This is a genomic window from Skermanella pratensis, assembly GCF_008843145.1.
In the GTDB taxonomy this organism is placed as follows: domain Bacteria; phylum Pseudomonadota; class Alphaproteobacteria; order Azospirillales; family Azospirillaceae; genus Skermanella; species Skermanella pratensis.
In genome coordinates this window covers 882,931-895,174 of the sequence record NZ_CP030265.1, presented here as the reverse complement: position 1 = coordinate 895,174, position 12,244 = coordinate 882,931, and the positions used below count along the sequence as shown (strand labels likewise).

The window sequence follows — 12,244 nt, the reverse complement described above, 5'->3', positions numbered from 1 at the left end:
GCTCAGGCCTCCCCCACGGTGTCCAGGATGGCCGCGGTCACGGCTTCCGACGCCGACTTGCCGCCGGAGATGACGAACTGGAAGGCGGGATAGAAGCGCTCGCACTCCATCAGAGCGATCTCGACCAGATCCTCCATCTGCTCGATGCTCGCCCGAGGCGCTCCGCGCAGCAGCGTCGTGTGGCGGAACATGGGGGTGTGCTCGTCCGGGCAGATGTCGAAATGGCCCAGCCACATCTTGGCATTGACCTCGGACAGCAACTCGTTCAGCTCCTGCCGCCGGGACTTGGGCGCCTTCATGTCGAACTGGCAGGAGAACTGCATCGCGCTCACCTCGCCCTGCCAGACGAAATAGAGGCGGTAATCGCACCAGCGCGCGGCGATCTCGACGATCAGCTCATCATCGTTGGAACGGTCGAACGGCCACTCGTTGGCCACGACGATCTCCTCGACGATGTCCAGGGGATTGAGCGTTGACGTGGGGGTTTCTTCGACGGCAACTGCCGACATGCCTGCGACTCCCTAATCGCGCGGTGAACGGCGTTCGCCCCGGTCGCCACCGGAAACGGCCCAATCCCGAGGACCCAGCCGGCATGTACCGTCTGACGTGCTATGCCCCGAGATGCCGTATCAAGGTGGTCATGGGGCCACTACCCCGAGGACCGTGACAGAACGGCCCCGCGCCCGCAACAGAATTCCATAAATTTGCACACGACCCGGAACGCCGCCCGCGATCCAGCGGATCGCGGACGTATCGGCAGCCGGGCCAAAGGCGGTCAGGCGCCGCCGGACGCGGGACCGGACGCGGCGTCCCCCGCCTGGTCCCCGGCGGGCTTGGCGGCGTGGCCGCCGGCCGGGCGTTTCGGGCCGGGCGTCTCGTGGACCAGCTCGCGTTCGGCCAGAAGGGTCGCGACGAGCGCCTCCAGCGAGGTCACCCGGTCCGACAGCTCTTCCTGCTCGGAACGGGCTTTCACCGCCATTTCGCGGGCGGCCTCGAACTCCTCCCGGCTGACCACGTCCATCCGGCTGAGGATGCGTTCGAACTGCTGGCGCACCTGTGCCTCGACCTCACCGCGCAAGCCGGTCAGCGCGCCGACCGCGCCGCCCGCCACCCGGGCCAGATCGTCGAGAAGCTTGTTATCGACCTGCATGGATCCGTATCCTTCAAAGAGACAATATTATGGGGATGGGCCGGGGCCGAATCAACGCCGCATCGGCCGGGGAGACGCAGCCGGTGCGGCAGGGGTGCCTTGCGGCGGCGCGGCAAGGGAGCTTATAAGGGCGCCAGCCCCGGCGGGTTACCCCGTCCCCTGGCCAGTCCCGCGGGAGGTATTTTCCCGGGGCCGCCGCCACACCGAAGTCGAACCGCGCCATGCTTGCCATCCTGTTCCCCGCCATCGACCCGGTCGCGATCCAGATCGGTCCCCTCGCGATCCGCTGGTACGCCCTGGCCTACCTGATCGGCTTCGTCGCCGGGTGGCGGTACTGCATACACTTGGCGCGCAAGGACGAGCGGCCGCCGACCGCGGTCGACTTCGACGATTTCCTGACCTGGGCGGTGATCGGCGTGATCCTGGGCGGCCGGATCGGCTACGTGCTCTTCTACAATACCGGATATTACCTGAGCAATCCGCTGGAGGCGCTGGCGGTCTGGCACGGCGGCATGTCGTTCCACGGCGGGCTCCTGGGGGTGATGGCGGCGATCCTGCTGTTCTCGCGCCGGCGCGGCTTCTCGCCGCTGGCGCTCGGCGACATGATCGCCTGCGCCGCCCCGATCGGCCTGTTCTTCGGGCGGATCGCCAACTTCGTGAACGCCGAGCTGTGGGGCCGCGTGACCGACGTGCCGTGGGCGGTGATCTTCCCGGGGGAACGGGCGGGCGGCCTGCCCCGCCATCCCAGCCAGCTCTACGAGGCAGCGCTGGAGGGGCTGGTGCTGTTCGCCGTGCTGGCCGTGCTGGCCCGGCGTCCCTCGGTCAGGGCGCGGCCCGGGCTGCTGGCCGGGATCTTCTTCATCGGCTACGGCCTGTCGCGGATTTTCGCCGAATACTTCCGGGAACCCGACCCGCAGCTGGGTTTCCTGCTGGGCGGCCACGCAACCATGGGCCAGATCCTGTCCGTTCCCATGGTGCTGTTCGGGCTCGCGCTGGTGATTTACGCCCGGCGCCGGGTCCGGGCGGAAGGGCGACGGACGGCCGGCCGGGCGGATGCGCGGGATGGATGACGGCGGCCTGACAGGGCACCTGAAGCGGCGCATCGCCGTCGAGGGGCCGGTTTCCGTGGCGGCCTTCATGGGCGACGTCCTGGGGCACCCGCAGCACGGCTACTACATCACCGCCGACCGGTTCGGCGCCGCGGGCGACTTCGTGACGGCGCCGGAGATCAGCCAGATGTTCGGGGAGCTGATCGGCCTGTGGTGCGCCCATACCTGGTCCGCGATGGGGGCGCCCGACCGGGTCAACCTGGTGGAGCTTGGACCGGGGCGCGGCACCCTGATGCGCGACGCCCTGCGCGCCGCCGCGATGGTGCCCAAGTTCCGCGACGCCGCCCGGGTCCATCTGGTCGAGACCAGCCCGGTCCTGCGCGAACGGCAGCGCGACCTGCTGGCCCCGGTCCTGGAAGACCGTCCTCCCCTCTGGCACGACGCGCTGGCCGGGGTGCCGGACGGCCCGCTCCTGTTGATCGCCAACGAATTCTTCGACGCCCTGCCGATCCGGCAGTTCGTCAAGACCGTGCATGGCTGGACCGAGCGCATGGTCGACGTCGACGACGCGGGCGGCGGTTTCCGCTTCGTGCTCGACCGCCGGCCGGGTCCCGTCGAGGCGTTGATACCGGCCGCCGTCCGGGAGGCGCCGCCGGGCAGCGTGTTCGAAGCGTGCCCCGCTGCGATGGCCGTCGCGCACGAGCTGGGCGCCCGGCTGGCGGCATCGGGCGGAGCCGCCCTGATCTGCGATTACGGCCATCCTGTTTCCGCGGCGGGCGAGACGCTCCAGGCGATGCGGCGCCACGCCTTCGTACCGGTGCTGGAGTCACCCGGAACGGCCGACCTGACGGCCCACGTGGATTTCGGGATGCTGGTCGACGCGGCGCGGTCGGGCGGCGCCCGGGCCTGGGGTCCGACGACGCAGGGCGCGTTCCTGACGGCCCTGGGCATCCGGGAACGAGCCGGCCAGCTGCGCCGGCGGGCGACGCCGGCGCAGGCTGCGGACATCGATTCGGCCGTCCATCGCTTGATCGACGGGTCCGAGATGGGCACACTGTTCAAGGTCCTGGCCCTCACCGATCCCCGGCAGGACGGCGCCGCGGGACTCTGACCGGCCGGGAGGCCATCGGAGCGGAAAGGACCCGACATGGAGCATTGGACCCTGACGTGATCACACTCGGCGCGCTGAACGATATTCCGGCAATCCGGCACGGCTTCTTCACCAAGCGGGGAGGCGTGAGCACGGGCATATACGCGTCCCTGAACTGCGGGCTCGGATCGAACGACGACCCCCGCCACGTCGCGGAGAACCGGCGGCGCTGCGCCGCGGCCTTCGACCTGGAGTCCGACCGGCTGGTCACGCTCTACCAGGTCCACAGCCCCGACGTGGTGACGGTGGAACGGCCCTGGCAGCCCGGCGAGACGCCGCCCCGCGCCGACGCCATGGTCACCGCGACCCCGGGCGTGGCTCTCGGCATCCTCACCGCCGACTGCGTCCCGGTCCTGTTCGCCGACGCCGAAGCCGGGGTGATCGGGGCCGCTCATGCCGGATGGAAGGGCGCCAAGGCCGGCGTGATCGAGGCGACGGTCGGCGCCATGGCGGCGCTCGGCGCCCGTCCCGACCGCATCGTGGCGGCGATCGGCCCCTGCATCGCCCAGCGCTCCTACGAGGTGGGACCGGAGTTTCCTGCCCCGTTCCTCGCGGACGACGCGGCCAACGCCGACTTCTTCGCGCCGTCGCGCCGGGCCGGGCACTTCATGTTCGATGTCGGCGGCTATGTCGGGCGCCGGCTCGGCCGCAGCGGCATCGCGATGCTCCAGCGCTGCCCGAACGACACGGTCGCTGAGGAGGACCGCTTCTTCAGCTATCGCCGGGCGACCCTGCGCGGCGAGACGGACTACGGCCGCGGCATCTCGGTCATCGTCCGGCAGTCCTGAGGCCCCGCGCCGATGCCCTACGTGATCATGCTCATCGCTTTCTGCGTGCTGGGAATGATGGTGAGCTGCGTCATCTGACGCAGCTTTCCGCTTCCTTTCCACCCGGCAAGGAACACGGCGCGTCGACCCCATGTCCGGGGTGCATGGGGGCCGCGACGACCGTCATGGAACATTTACATGACGGGGGCGGGCTGATATGGTCCCGCCCGATTTCGTGTTGCACCGGCTCCGGACAGTCGGGGCGGCGTCAACGGCACTATTTCCAGAAGAGAGCTGCGAAGTATGAAAGTCATTGCCGGCAACAGCAACCGGCCGCTGGCCGAAGCGATCTCGGCCGCACTCAACGTGCCGTTGACCAAGGCCAGCATTCGTCGTTTCTCGGACATGGAAGTGTTCGTCGAGATACTGGAGAACGTCCGCGGCGAGGACGTGTTCGTCATCCAGTCGACTTCATACCCTGCTAACGACAACCTGATGGAGCTGTTGGTCACCATCGATGCGTTGCGCCGCGGTTCCGCGCGCCGCATCACGGCCGTGCTGCCCTATTACGGCTATGCCCGGCAGGACCGCAAGACGGGTCCCCGGACCCCGATCTCGGCCAAGCTTGTGGCCAACCTGATCACCATGGCCGGCGCCAACCGCGTGCTGACGCTGGACCTGCACGCCGGCCAGATCCAGGGCTTCTTCGACATCCCGTTGGACAACCTGGAGGGCGCGCCGGTCTTCGTCCGCCACATCCAGGAGACCACCAAGCACGGCGAGCAACTCGTCATCGTGTCGCCGGACGTCGGCGGCGTGGTGCGCGCCCGCGCCATCGCCAAGCGACTCGACGCCGACCTGGCGATCATCGACAAGCGCCGCGAGCGGGCCGGCGTGTCCGAGGTGATGAACATCATCGGCGAGGTCGAGGGCCGGCGCTGCATCCTGGTGGACGACATCGTCGACAGCGGCGGCACCCTGTGCAACGCCGCCGCCGCCCTGATGAAGGAAGGCGCGAAGTCGGTCAGCGCCTATGTCACCCACGGCGTGCTGTCGGGCGGCGCGGTCGCCCGGGTGTCCTCGTCGCCGCTGGAAATGCTGGTGACCACCGACAGCATCCAGGCGACCGAGGCCGTACGCGTGTCGCGCAACGTGCGCCAGCTCACCATAGCCCCGCTCATCGCGGAGGCGATCACCCGGATCAGCGAGGAACGGTCGGTTTCCAGCCTGTTCAACTGATCGGATCATTCAGGAATTCGCGGGAGCCGGGGACGGCTCCCCGTACAGGGACCTGCGGTCGGCGCCGAGCAAGGCGGCCGCGGTACGCCAGCACCCCTGGAGGCTGGCGTTCACCCAAAGGCGGCCCCGAGCGGCCGCCTTGTCGATGGAGTAGTATAGTATGTCCGAAGCTACAGTTCTCGCCGCCGAGGCGCGCGACCGGGCCGGCAAGGGGGTTGCCCGTCAGACGCGCCGCGCAGGCCGGATCCCCGCCGTGATCTACGGCAACAAGGAAAAACCGGTGATGATCTCGCTGGACCGGTTGAAGTTCAACCGCATCCTGCGCACCCCGGGCTTCTTCACGCACCTGTTCGACGTCAAGGTCGGCGACGCGTCCTATCACGTGCTGCCGCGCGACGTGCAGTTCGACCCGGTGACCGACACGCCGATCCATGTCGACTTCCTGCGCGTCAGCGGGGAAGCCAGGATCACCGTCGAAGTTCCGGTCGAGTTCGTCAACCAGGAGAAGTCGCCGGGCCTGAAGCGCGGCGGCATGCTGAACATCGTCCGCCATGCGATCGAGGTCGAGTGCGGCGCCGAGGAGATCCCGGAGCACATCACCGTGGACCTGACCGGCTTCGACCTGGGCGACTCGATCCACATCAGCGCAGTCACGCTGCCGGCCGGCGTCAAGCCGACCATCACCGACCGCGACTTCACGGTCGCGACCATCGCCGCCCCGTCGGCGGTGAAGTCGGAAGCCGCCGGCGAGGAGCCGGAGGCGCAGGAGTAAGCCAATGCTGCTGCTGGTGGGTCTGGGCAATCCAGGGTCGGAATATGCCCGCAACCGGCACAATATCGGCTTCATGGCGGTGGACGGGATCGTCCGCCGCCATGGCTTCGGCCCATGGCGCAAGCGCTTCCAGGGGCAGAGCTGCGACGGATCGGTCGATGCGGAGAAGGTGCTCGCGCTGAAGCCGCACACTTTCATGAACCTCTCCGGCCAGTCCGTCGGCGAGGCGATGCGCTTCTTCAAGCTTGCTCCGCCCCAGGTGATCGTGATCCACGACGACCTCGACCTGGTCGCCGGCAAGGTCAGGGTGAAGCAGGGCGGCGGGCACGGAGGCCACAACGGCCTGCGCTCGATCGACGATCATATCGGCAAGGACTATTGGCGCATCCGGCTCGGCATCGGCCATCCCGGCCACAAGGACCAGGTCCACGGCTATGTCCTGCATGATTTCGGCAAGACCGAGCAGGCTTGGCTGGAGCCGCTGCTCGACACCGTCGCGCGGGAGTTTCCGCTGATGGTCGCCGGCCAGCCCGAGAAGTTCGCCAGCCGCGTGGCGCTGGCCGCCTGAGCCCCGTCAGTCCTTTCCGCCGCCTTTCCTGAGCGCGTCCACGAGCTTGCGCTGGAACCTGCCGCCGTCGTGCCGGGTCGCCAGGAACTGCCGGACCGCATTCTGGGCGGTGTCCCGGTCGTAGGGTACCTTGCCCTCGCTGGCGAGGTTGAGGCGTTCGATCACCTTGGGGTCTAGGCTGCTCCGCAGGGCGGCCATCTGGCGCAGCAGTTCCTGGCGCGGATCGGACATGGTCGGCGGATCTCCCCTTTTCGATAGGGCTATCATAGCATGAGCCGCGCGGGGCCGTACGGGACTTTCGTTTTAGTCCCCGGTACCGCATATAAGCTGGCAGACGGGCCGGACGACGGCCCCCGGAAAATCTCTTGAAAGCGACGGCATCCCCATGGGTTTCAACTGCGGCATCGTCGGCCTGCCGAATGTGGGCAAGTCCACACTGTTCAACGCGCTGACCGCCACCCAGGCGGCCGAAGCAGCCAATTTCCCCTTCTGCACCAAGGAGCCGAACGTCGGCCGCGTCGGCGTGCCCGACCCGAGGCTGGACAAGATCGCGGCGATCGGGAAGTCGGCGAAGATCATCCCGACCCAGCTCGAATTCGTCGATATCGCCGGGCTGATCCGGGGGGCGAGCAAAGGCGAGGGGCTGGGCAACCAGTTCCTGGGCAACATCCGCGAGGTCGATGCCATCGTCCATGTGCTGCGCTGCTTCGAGGATGACGACATCACCCATGTCGAGGGCGGCATCGACCCGATCCGCGATGCCGAGACCGTCGAGACGGAACTGATGCTGGCCGACATGGACGGGTTGGAGCGCCGGCTGACCGCCACCCAGAAGAAGGCCAAGGGCGGCGACAAGGAAGCCAAGGCGACCGCCGACATGATGGAGCGCGCCCTGGCGGTCCTCCAGGCCGGCAAAGCTGCCCGGACGCTCGAGGTGTCCGCGGACGAGGAGCCGCTGTTCAAGTCCCTGCTGCTGCTGACCGGCAAGCCGGTCGTCTATGTCTGCAACGTCGAGGAAGCCTCGGCCGCCACCGGCAACGCCCTGTCGGCCAAGGTCGACGAAATGGCGAAGGCGCAGGGTGCGGCCAGCGTCGTCGTTTCCGCGGCGATCGAGTCGGAGGTGGCCCAGCTCGCCGACGCGGCGGAAAAGACGGAATTCCTGGAAGCCCTGGGACTGGACGAGCCGGGTTTGAACCGGGTGATTCGCGCCGGTTACGCCCTGCTCGACCTGATCACCTTCTTCACGGTGGGCCCCAAGGAGGCGCGGGCCTGGACGGTGCGGCGCAACGCGAAGGCTCCCGAAGCCGCCGGGGTGATCCACAGTGACTTCGAACGGGGTTTCATCCGGGCCGAGACAATCGATTATAACAGCTTTGTCACACTGGGCGGCGAGCAAGCTGCGAAAGAAGCGGGAAAGATGCGGCAGGAAGGCAAAGAGTATGTCGTTCAAGACGGCGACATATTCCATTTCCGCTTCAACGTGTAAAGCTGCGAAGTCATTACCATCTTAATACAAACGATAGGAGAAAAGATTTTTTACTAAAAATGGGGCAATGATCCGGCTTACTGTGTTACTTCTGACAGGAGCTAGTACGGCACGAGCCGGATCAATGGGCCGGATCAATGGGTTTAAGTACAGGCATGTATGATGTGATGGCCGATGGTCTGGAAGCGTTGATCGCGCATCCGCGCAACCCGGCGTCCGAAGGAACCGGTCACGCGATCCTGAGAAGACCGGCGGCGCCTCCGGCCGAACCCCAGGTCGTCGCGGTGAACAGCCGCTTCACGCACCTGCTGGGCGCCACCGTCGACGAGATCGTCGGGCGGCCGCTGGGCGAACTGGCCGGACGGCTGGCCCGTCCGGAGGATATCGCCCGTCTGGCCGAGGTACTGGCCGGCAACGAGGTCGCGACCATCATCCTCAACCTGACGGCCGGCCCGGTTGCGCTGATCGTCCGGCCGATCGGTCCATCGGACGGCCCGTCCGGAGACGCCCCGGCTTCGCACATCCTGGTCACCGAGGACACCGGCCCGAGCGACGGCCAGATCAGCCTGGTCATCGACCACCTCCTGGCCGCCGTCTTCATCGTCGACGTCCTGCCGGACGGCAGCTTCCGTTACGCGATGCTGAACCGCCGCCATGAGGAACAGACCGGCCTGGTCGCCGCCGACGTGGTCGGCCGCAGCCCGGAGGAGGTCCTGCCGCCGGACGATGCAGCCAGCGTGCTCGCCCACTACCGGACCTGCGTCAAGCGCCGGCTGCCGACCACCTTCCAGGAAGTGCTCCACCTGCCGACCGGCCGCCGCCATTGGGAAACCCGGCTGGTGCCGATCACCGGCGGAGTGGCGGGATCGCGGGTCACCCGCCTGTTCGGGTCGAGCATCGACATCTCGGAGCGGGTGGTGGCCGAGCAGGCGCTGCGCGACAGCGAGCAGCGCTTCCGCTCGATCTTCGAACATGCCGGGGTCGGCATCGGATATGCGGCCGTGGACGGTAGGATCATCGACGTCAACCGCACCCTGGAGAACATGCTGGGCTACGGGCGGGACGAGCTGATCGACAAGTCGTTCAAGCAGTTCGTCCATGTCGACGAGATCTCCCATGTCACCGGCCGGTTCCAGGAGCTGCTGAGCGGCCGCCGGGCGACCTTCCAGACCGAGCGCCGGTTCCAGCGCCGCGACGGCACCGCCCTGTGGGCGCGCACCACGGCATCACTGGTGCGCGATCCGCTGGGGCGGCCCAAATACATCATCGGGCTGTTCGAGGACGTGACGGAAACCCGCCGCGCCCGCGAGCGCATCCACTATCTCGCCTCATTCGACCAGGTCACCGGCCTGCCCAACCTGTCGCTTTTCAGCGAGCGCGTCGCCGGGGCGCTGGAGCAGTCGGAATCCGCCGGCCGGGTCGCGGCCCTGCTGGCGATCAGCTTCGACCGGCTCGACCCGATCCGGTTCGCTCACAGCCGCAGCGCCGCGGAACACCTGATGCGGCGGCTGGTCGACCGGCTGCGCCGGGCGCTGGGTCCGGGCGACCTGGTCGGCCGGATCGGCGACGACCTGTTCGCCGTGCTGCTCCCCGACCTGGCCGACCATGACGAGGCGCTGGCGACGGTGAAGAGCATCATCGCCACCTTCGGAACGCCGATCGAAGCCGACGGACAGGACTTCCTGCTGCCGCCGATGATCGGGGTCAGCCTGTTCCCGGCCGACGCCACGGGGCCGGACGAGCTGGTCCGGATGGCTGGGGCCGCCCTGCAGCGCGCCCGCGATCTCGGCACCTCGCGGTACGAGCTGTACTCCCCCGACATGGAGACCCATGCGGCCCGCCAGCTCTCCCTGGAGAGCCGGCTGCGCCGCGCGATCGACGCCGACCAGTTCGAACTGCTGTACCAGCCCAAGATCGAGGTCGAGACGCTGAAGCTGACCGGCTTCGAGGCGCTGGTCCGCTGGCGCGGCGAGGACGGCGCCCTGATCTCCCCCGGCGAGTTCATTCCGGCAGCGGAAGAAACCGGTCTCATCATTCCCCTGGGCGAACTTGTGCTGCGCGACGCCTGCCGCCAGATGGCGGAGTGGCGGCGCGAGGGGGTGGTCGACGTGCCGGTCTCCGTCAACCTGTCGGGCCGCCAGGTGAGCGACCCGCACCTGAGCCGCAAGGCGCTGGCGATCCTGAGGGATTCCGGCCTGCCGGCATCCCACCTGAAGCTCGAGCTGACGGAGACGGCGCTGTTCCGCAGCACGCCGGGGATCCGCGACGCGCTGCTTGAGCTCCACGCGGCCGGCGTCCGCTTCATGCTCGATGATTTCGGAACCGGATACTCCTCGCTCAGCTATCTGAAGCGTTTCCCGATCGAAGCGATCAAGATCGACAAGAGCTTCGTCCAGAGCATGGTCGAGGACCCCGACGCCGCGTCCATCGTGAACGCGATCATCAACATGGCCCATGCCCTGAAGATGGGCGTGGTCGCCGAGGGGGTCGAGACCCACGAGCAGCTGATCTTCCTCAGGGCCTACCGGTGCGACCGCATGCAGGGCTTCCTGTTCGCGCCGCCGACGCCGGTCGCCGACATCCCGGCGCTGGTACGCCGGCTCGCGGTGTAGGGCTCAGGATACGGCGAACTCCAGGATGACGCCGTTGGCATGGTGTGGCGGCACGACGATGCGGGCACCCGGAGCTTCCGCCGTCGAAACTCCCTGACTGCTCAGGAAGGCGCCGGTCTCCACCAGGTCGCGGCAGAGCACCGTCATCACCGGCGCGGGCTCCAGGCCGGGATAGCGGCGGGCGAGACGATCCGGAGCGACGAAGCGCAGGTCGTGAGACCCGGCGCAGACGTCGAGGCGGCCCCTGCCGGCATGAAGCGCCGCCGGGCCGAACAATGCCGCGTAGGCGGGCGCCAGCGCGGCGGGATCCTCCGCCGGAACCGTGACCCCCTCCAGGCCGACGGCGCCGTTGGCGTGGTCGAGCCATTCCGGACGGCGCAGCAGGTCGGGCGTCAGGTGGGTGCAGCAGAAGGCCGACAGGCCGGGCGTCGCCTCCGGCTTGAAATGCACCAGCGAGAACCGAGGCATGACGGTGCCTTCGGGAAGCTCCAGCAGCCGGGCGAGGTCCTTGGGCGGCTGCGCGGCGGCGGGGTAGGCCCGATGGACCGCGGCCGCGTCGGAAGCCGCGAAGGCGAGCCCGAGGAACCCTTCGCCCCGCGTCTCCAGCAGGGTGTCAAGGCGGTTCAGGAACTGGCCGGGATCAACGATGCCGAGCAGCTCGACATAGTCGCCCGGGAACATGATGCAGTAGTTGCCGGTCCCCCAGCCGATGTGACGGCCGCGCGGGGTTACGGTGAAGCCGAGGCGCCGCCAAGTCCCGCGCGCCGCTTCGAGGTCGCGGACTCCGACCAGGGTGTGATCGATGCCCGAGAGCGGACCCGTCGCCGAGGCCGCCATCAGAACGACGCGCCCGGCTGCTTCAGGAAGTCCTCTTCCTCCTCGGTCGAGACGCGGCCGAGGATCCGGTTGCGATGGGGAAAGCGGCCGAACCGCTCGATGATCCGCAGGTGCCGTTCGGCATAGTCGAGATACTCTGCATCGCCCACCCGGTCGCGGAACAGCTCGACCGAGAGTCGCTGGTCCGCCAGATCCTCGCTGTGCTCCAGCGGCAGGTAGAGGAACGTGCGCTCGTCCCTGTCCAAGCCGCCGTCGTAGCCGCGCTCGATCGCCAGCTTCGTCAGGTCGCGGGCGGCTGCATCGGTCGCGAACGCCCGGAGGTTGCCCCTGAAGGCGTTGCGGGGCACCTGGTCGAGCAGGATGACCAATGCAAGACAGCCCCGCGGGTGGTCTTGCCAGTCGGTCAGCCGGTTCGCCGCCGCCTGATCGTAGACGGGCAGCAGGAGCCGCCGGACTTCGGCGTCGAAGGCGTCGCTCTTCTCGAACCAGTTCGGCCGGGTCGCCGGCCTGAACCAGAAGCCGTTGATGTCGTGGAACGTCATCATTCGTCGTTTCCTCCCCTTGGCCACGCGGGACCTGAAAACAGAAAAGGACGCCCGAGGCGCCCTTTTCCA

Annotated in this window: 13 protein-coding genes; 8 read left to right on the top strand and 5 right to left on the bottom strand. The window is 68.1% G+C overall.

Annotated features, from left to right (window positions below):
- Positions 1-2: 2 nt before the first annotated feature.
- Together DPR14_RS04060 and DPR14_RS04055 are read right to left on the bottom strand one after the other, a co-directional pair.
- Complete coding sequence (locus DPR14_RS04060) at positions 3-509, bottom strand: type III secretion system chaperone family protein (protein WP_158044028.1); 507 nt, start codon at positions 507-509, stop codon at positions 3-5.
- Positions 510-775: 266 nt separating this feature from the next.
- The gene (locus DPR14_RS04055) at positions 776-1,150 is read right to left on the bottom strand and encodes an accessory factor UbiK family protein (protein WP_158044027.1); all 375 of its coding nucleotides are present in this window, start codon (positions 1,148-1,150) and stop codon (positions 776-778) included.
- Between the two features lie 221 nt (positions 1,151-1,371).
- Between DPR14_RS04055 and lgt the strand changes: the two genes are divergently transcribed.
- From lgt to pth, 6 genes are all read left to right on the top strand, one after another.
- A complete protein-coding gene (gene lgt, locus DPR14_RS04050; RefSeq protein WP_158044026.1) occupies positions 1,372-2,220 on the top strand; it encodes a prolipoprotein diacylglyceryl transferase in 849 nt (282 codons plus the stop codon).
- The gene (locus tag DPR14_RS04045) at positions 2,213-3,310 is read left to right on the top strand and encodes a class I SAM-dependent methyltransferase (protein ID WP_246148833.1); all 1,098 of its coding nucleotides are present in this window, start codon (positions 2,213-2,215) and stop codon (positions 3,308-3,310) included. The genes lgt and DPR14_RS04045 overlap by 8 nt, the downstream gene beginning before the upstream one ends.
- Before the next feature lie 56 nt (positions 3,311-3,366).
- Positions 3,367-4,137, top strand: coding sequence for a peptidoglycan editing factor PgeF (gene pgeF, locus DPR14_RS04040; protein ID WP_158044024.1), 771 nt, complete (start codon positions 3,367-3,369; stop codon positions 4,135-4,137).
- Between the two features lie 282 nt (positions 4,138-4,419).
- Positions 4,420-5,355: a ribose-phosphate pyrophosphokinase gene (locus DPR14_RS04035; RefSeq protein ID WP_158044023.1), complete on the top strand. Its 936-nt coding sequence runs from the start codon at positions 4,420-4,422 to the stop codon at positions 5,353-5,355.
- Between the two features lie 160 nt (positions 5,356-5,515).
- Complete coding sequence (locus tag DPR14_RS04030) at positions 5,516-6,127, top strand: 50S ribosomal protein L25/general stress protein Ctc (RefSeq protein WP_158044022.1); 612 nt, start codon at positions 5,516-5,518, stop codon at positions 6,125-6,127.
- A 4-nt stretch (positions 6,128-6,131) separates the two neighbouring features.
- Positions 6,132-6,695: an aminoacyl-tRNA hydrolase gene (gene pth, locus DPR14_RS04025; RefSeq protein ID WP_158044021.1), complete on the top strand. Its 564-nt coding sequence runs from the start codon at positions 6,132-6,134 to the stop codon at positions 6,693-6,695.
- A gap of 6 nt (positions 6,696-6,701) precedes the next feature.
- On the opposite strand, the gene DPR14_RS04020 is transcribed toward pth, so the two are convergent.
- Positions 6,702-6,926, bottom strand: a complete 225-nt coding sequence (locus DPR14_RS04020; RefSeq protein WP_158044020.1) for a hypothetical protein — start codon at positions 6,924-6,926, stop codon at positions 6,702-6,704.
- 154 nt (positions 6,927-7,080) lie between these two features.
- Here DPR14_RS04020 and ychF point away from each other — a divergent pair, with 154 nt between their 5' ends.
- Both ychF and DPR14_RS04010 read left to right on the top strand, forming a co-directional pair.
- Positions 7,081-8,181, top strand: coding sequence for a redox-regulated ATPase YchF (gene ychF / locus DPR14_RS04015; protein ID WP_158044019.1), 1,101 nt, complete (start codon positions 7,081-7,083; stop codon positions 8,179-8,181).
- 167 nt (positions 8,182-8,348) lie between these two features.
- A complete protein-coding gene (locus tag DPR14_RS04010) occupies positions 8,349-10,793 on the top strand; it encodes a putative bifunctional diguanylate cyclase/phosphodiesterase (protein ID WP_192499259.1) in 2,445 nt (814 codons plus the stop codon).
- Between the two features lie 3 nt (positions 10,794-10,796).
- Here the strand turns inward: DPR14_RS04010 and DPR14_RS04005 are convergent, their stop codons facing one another.
- Together DPR14_RS04005 and DPR14_RS04000 are read right to left on the bottom strand one after the other, a co-directional pair.
- A complete protein-coding gene (locus DPR14_RS04005; RefSeq protein WP_158044017.1) occupies positions 10,797-11,630 on the bottom strand; it encodes a VOC family protein in 834 nt (277 codons plus the stop codon).
- Positions 11,630-12,175, bottom strand: coding sequence for a DUF924 family protein (locus DPR14_RS04000; protein ID WP_158044016.1), 546 nt, complete (start codon positions 12,173-12,175; stop codon positions 11,630-11,632). The genes DPR14_RS04005 and DPR14_RS04000 overlap by 1 nt, the downstream gene beginning before the upstream one ends.
- Positions 12,176-12,244 lie beyond the last annotated feature (69 nt).

Bases quoted from the DNA above. Each gene is read 5' to 3' on its own strand.
- DPR14_RS04060 (WP_158044028.1), bottom strand. From the start codon at position 509: ATGTCGGCAGTTGCCGTCGAAGAAACCCCCACGTCAACGCTCAATCCC.
- DPR14_RS04055 (WP_158044027.1), bottom strand. From the start codon at position 1,150: ATGCAGGTCGATAACAAGCTTCTCGACGATCTGGCCCGGGTGGCGGGC.
- lgt (WP_158044026.1), top strand. From the start codon at position 1,372: ATGCTTGCCATCCTGTTCCCCGCCATCGACCCGGTCGCGATCCAGATC.
- DPR14_RS04045 (WP_246148833.1), top strand. From the start codon at position 2,213: ATGGATGACGGCGGCCTGACAGGGCACCTGAAGCGGCGCATCGCCGTC.
- DPR14_RS04035 (WP_158044023.1), top strand. From the start codon at position 4,420: ATGAAAGTCATTGCCGGCAACAGCAACCGGCCGCTGGCCGAAGCGATC.
- DPR14_RS04030 (WP_158044022.1), top strand. From the start codon at position 5,516: ATGTCCGAAGCTACAGTTCTCGCCGCCGAGGCGCGCGACCGGGCCGGC.
- pth (WP_158044021.1), top strand. From the start codon at position 6,132: ATGCTGCTGCTGGTGGGTCTGGGCAATCCAGGGTCGGAATATGCCCGC.
- DPR14_RS04020 (WP_158044020.1), bottom strand. From the start codon at position 6,926: ATGTCCGATCCGCGCCAGGAACTGCTGCGCCAGATGGCCGCCCTGCGG.
- ychF (WP_158044019.1), top strand. From the start codon at position 7,081: ATGGGTTTCAACTGCGGCATCGTCGGCCTGCCGAATGTGGGCAAGTCC.
- DPR14_RS04010 (WP_192499259.1), top strand. From the start codon at position 8,349: ATGGCCGATGGTCTGGAAGCGTTGATCGCGCATCCGCGCAACCCGGCG.
- DPR14_RS04005 (WP_158044017.1), bottom strand. From the start codon at position 11,630: ATGGCGGCCTCGGCGACGGGTCCGCTCTCGGGCATCGATCACACCCTG.
- DPR14_RS04000 (WP_158044016.1), bottom strand. From the start codon at position 12,175: ATGATGACGTTCCACGACATCAACGGCTTCTGGTTCAGGCCGGCGACC.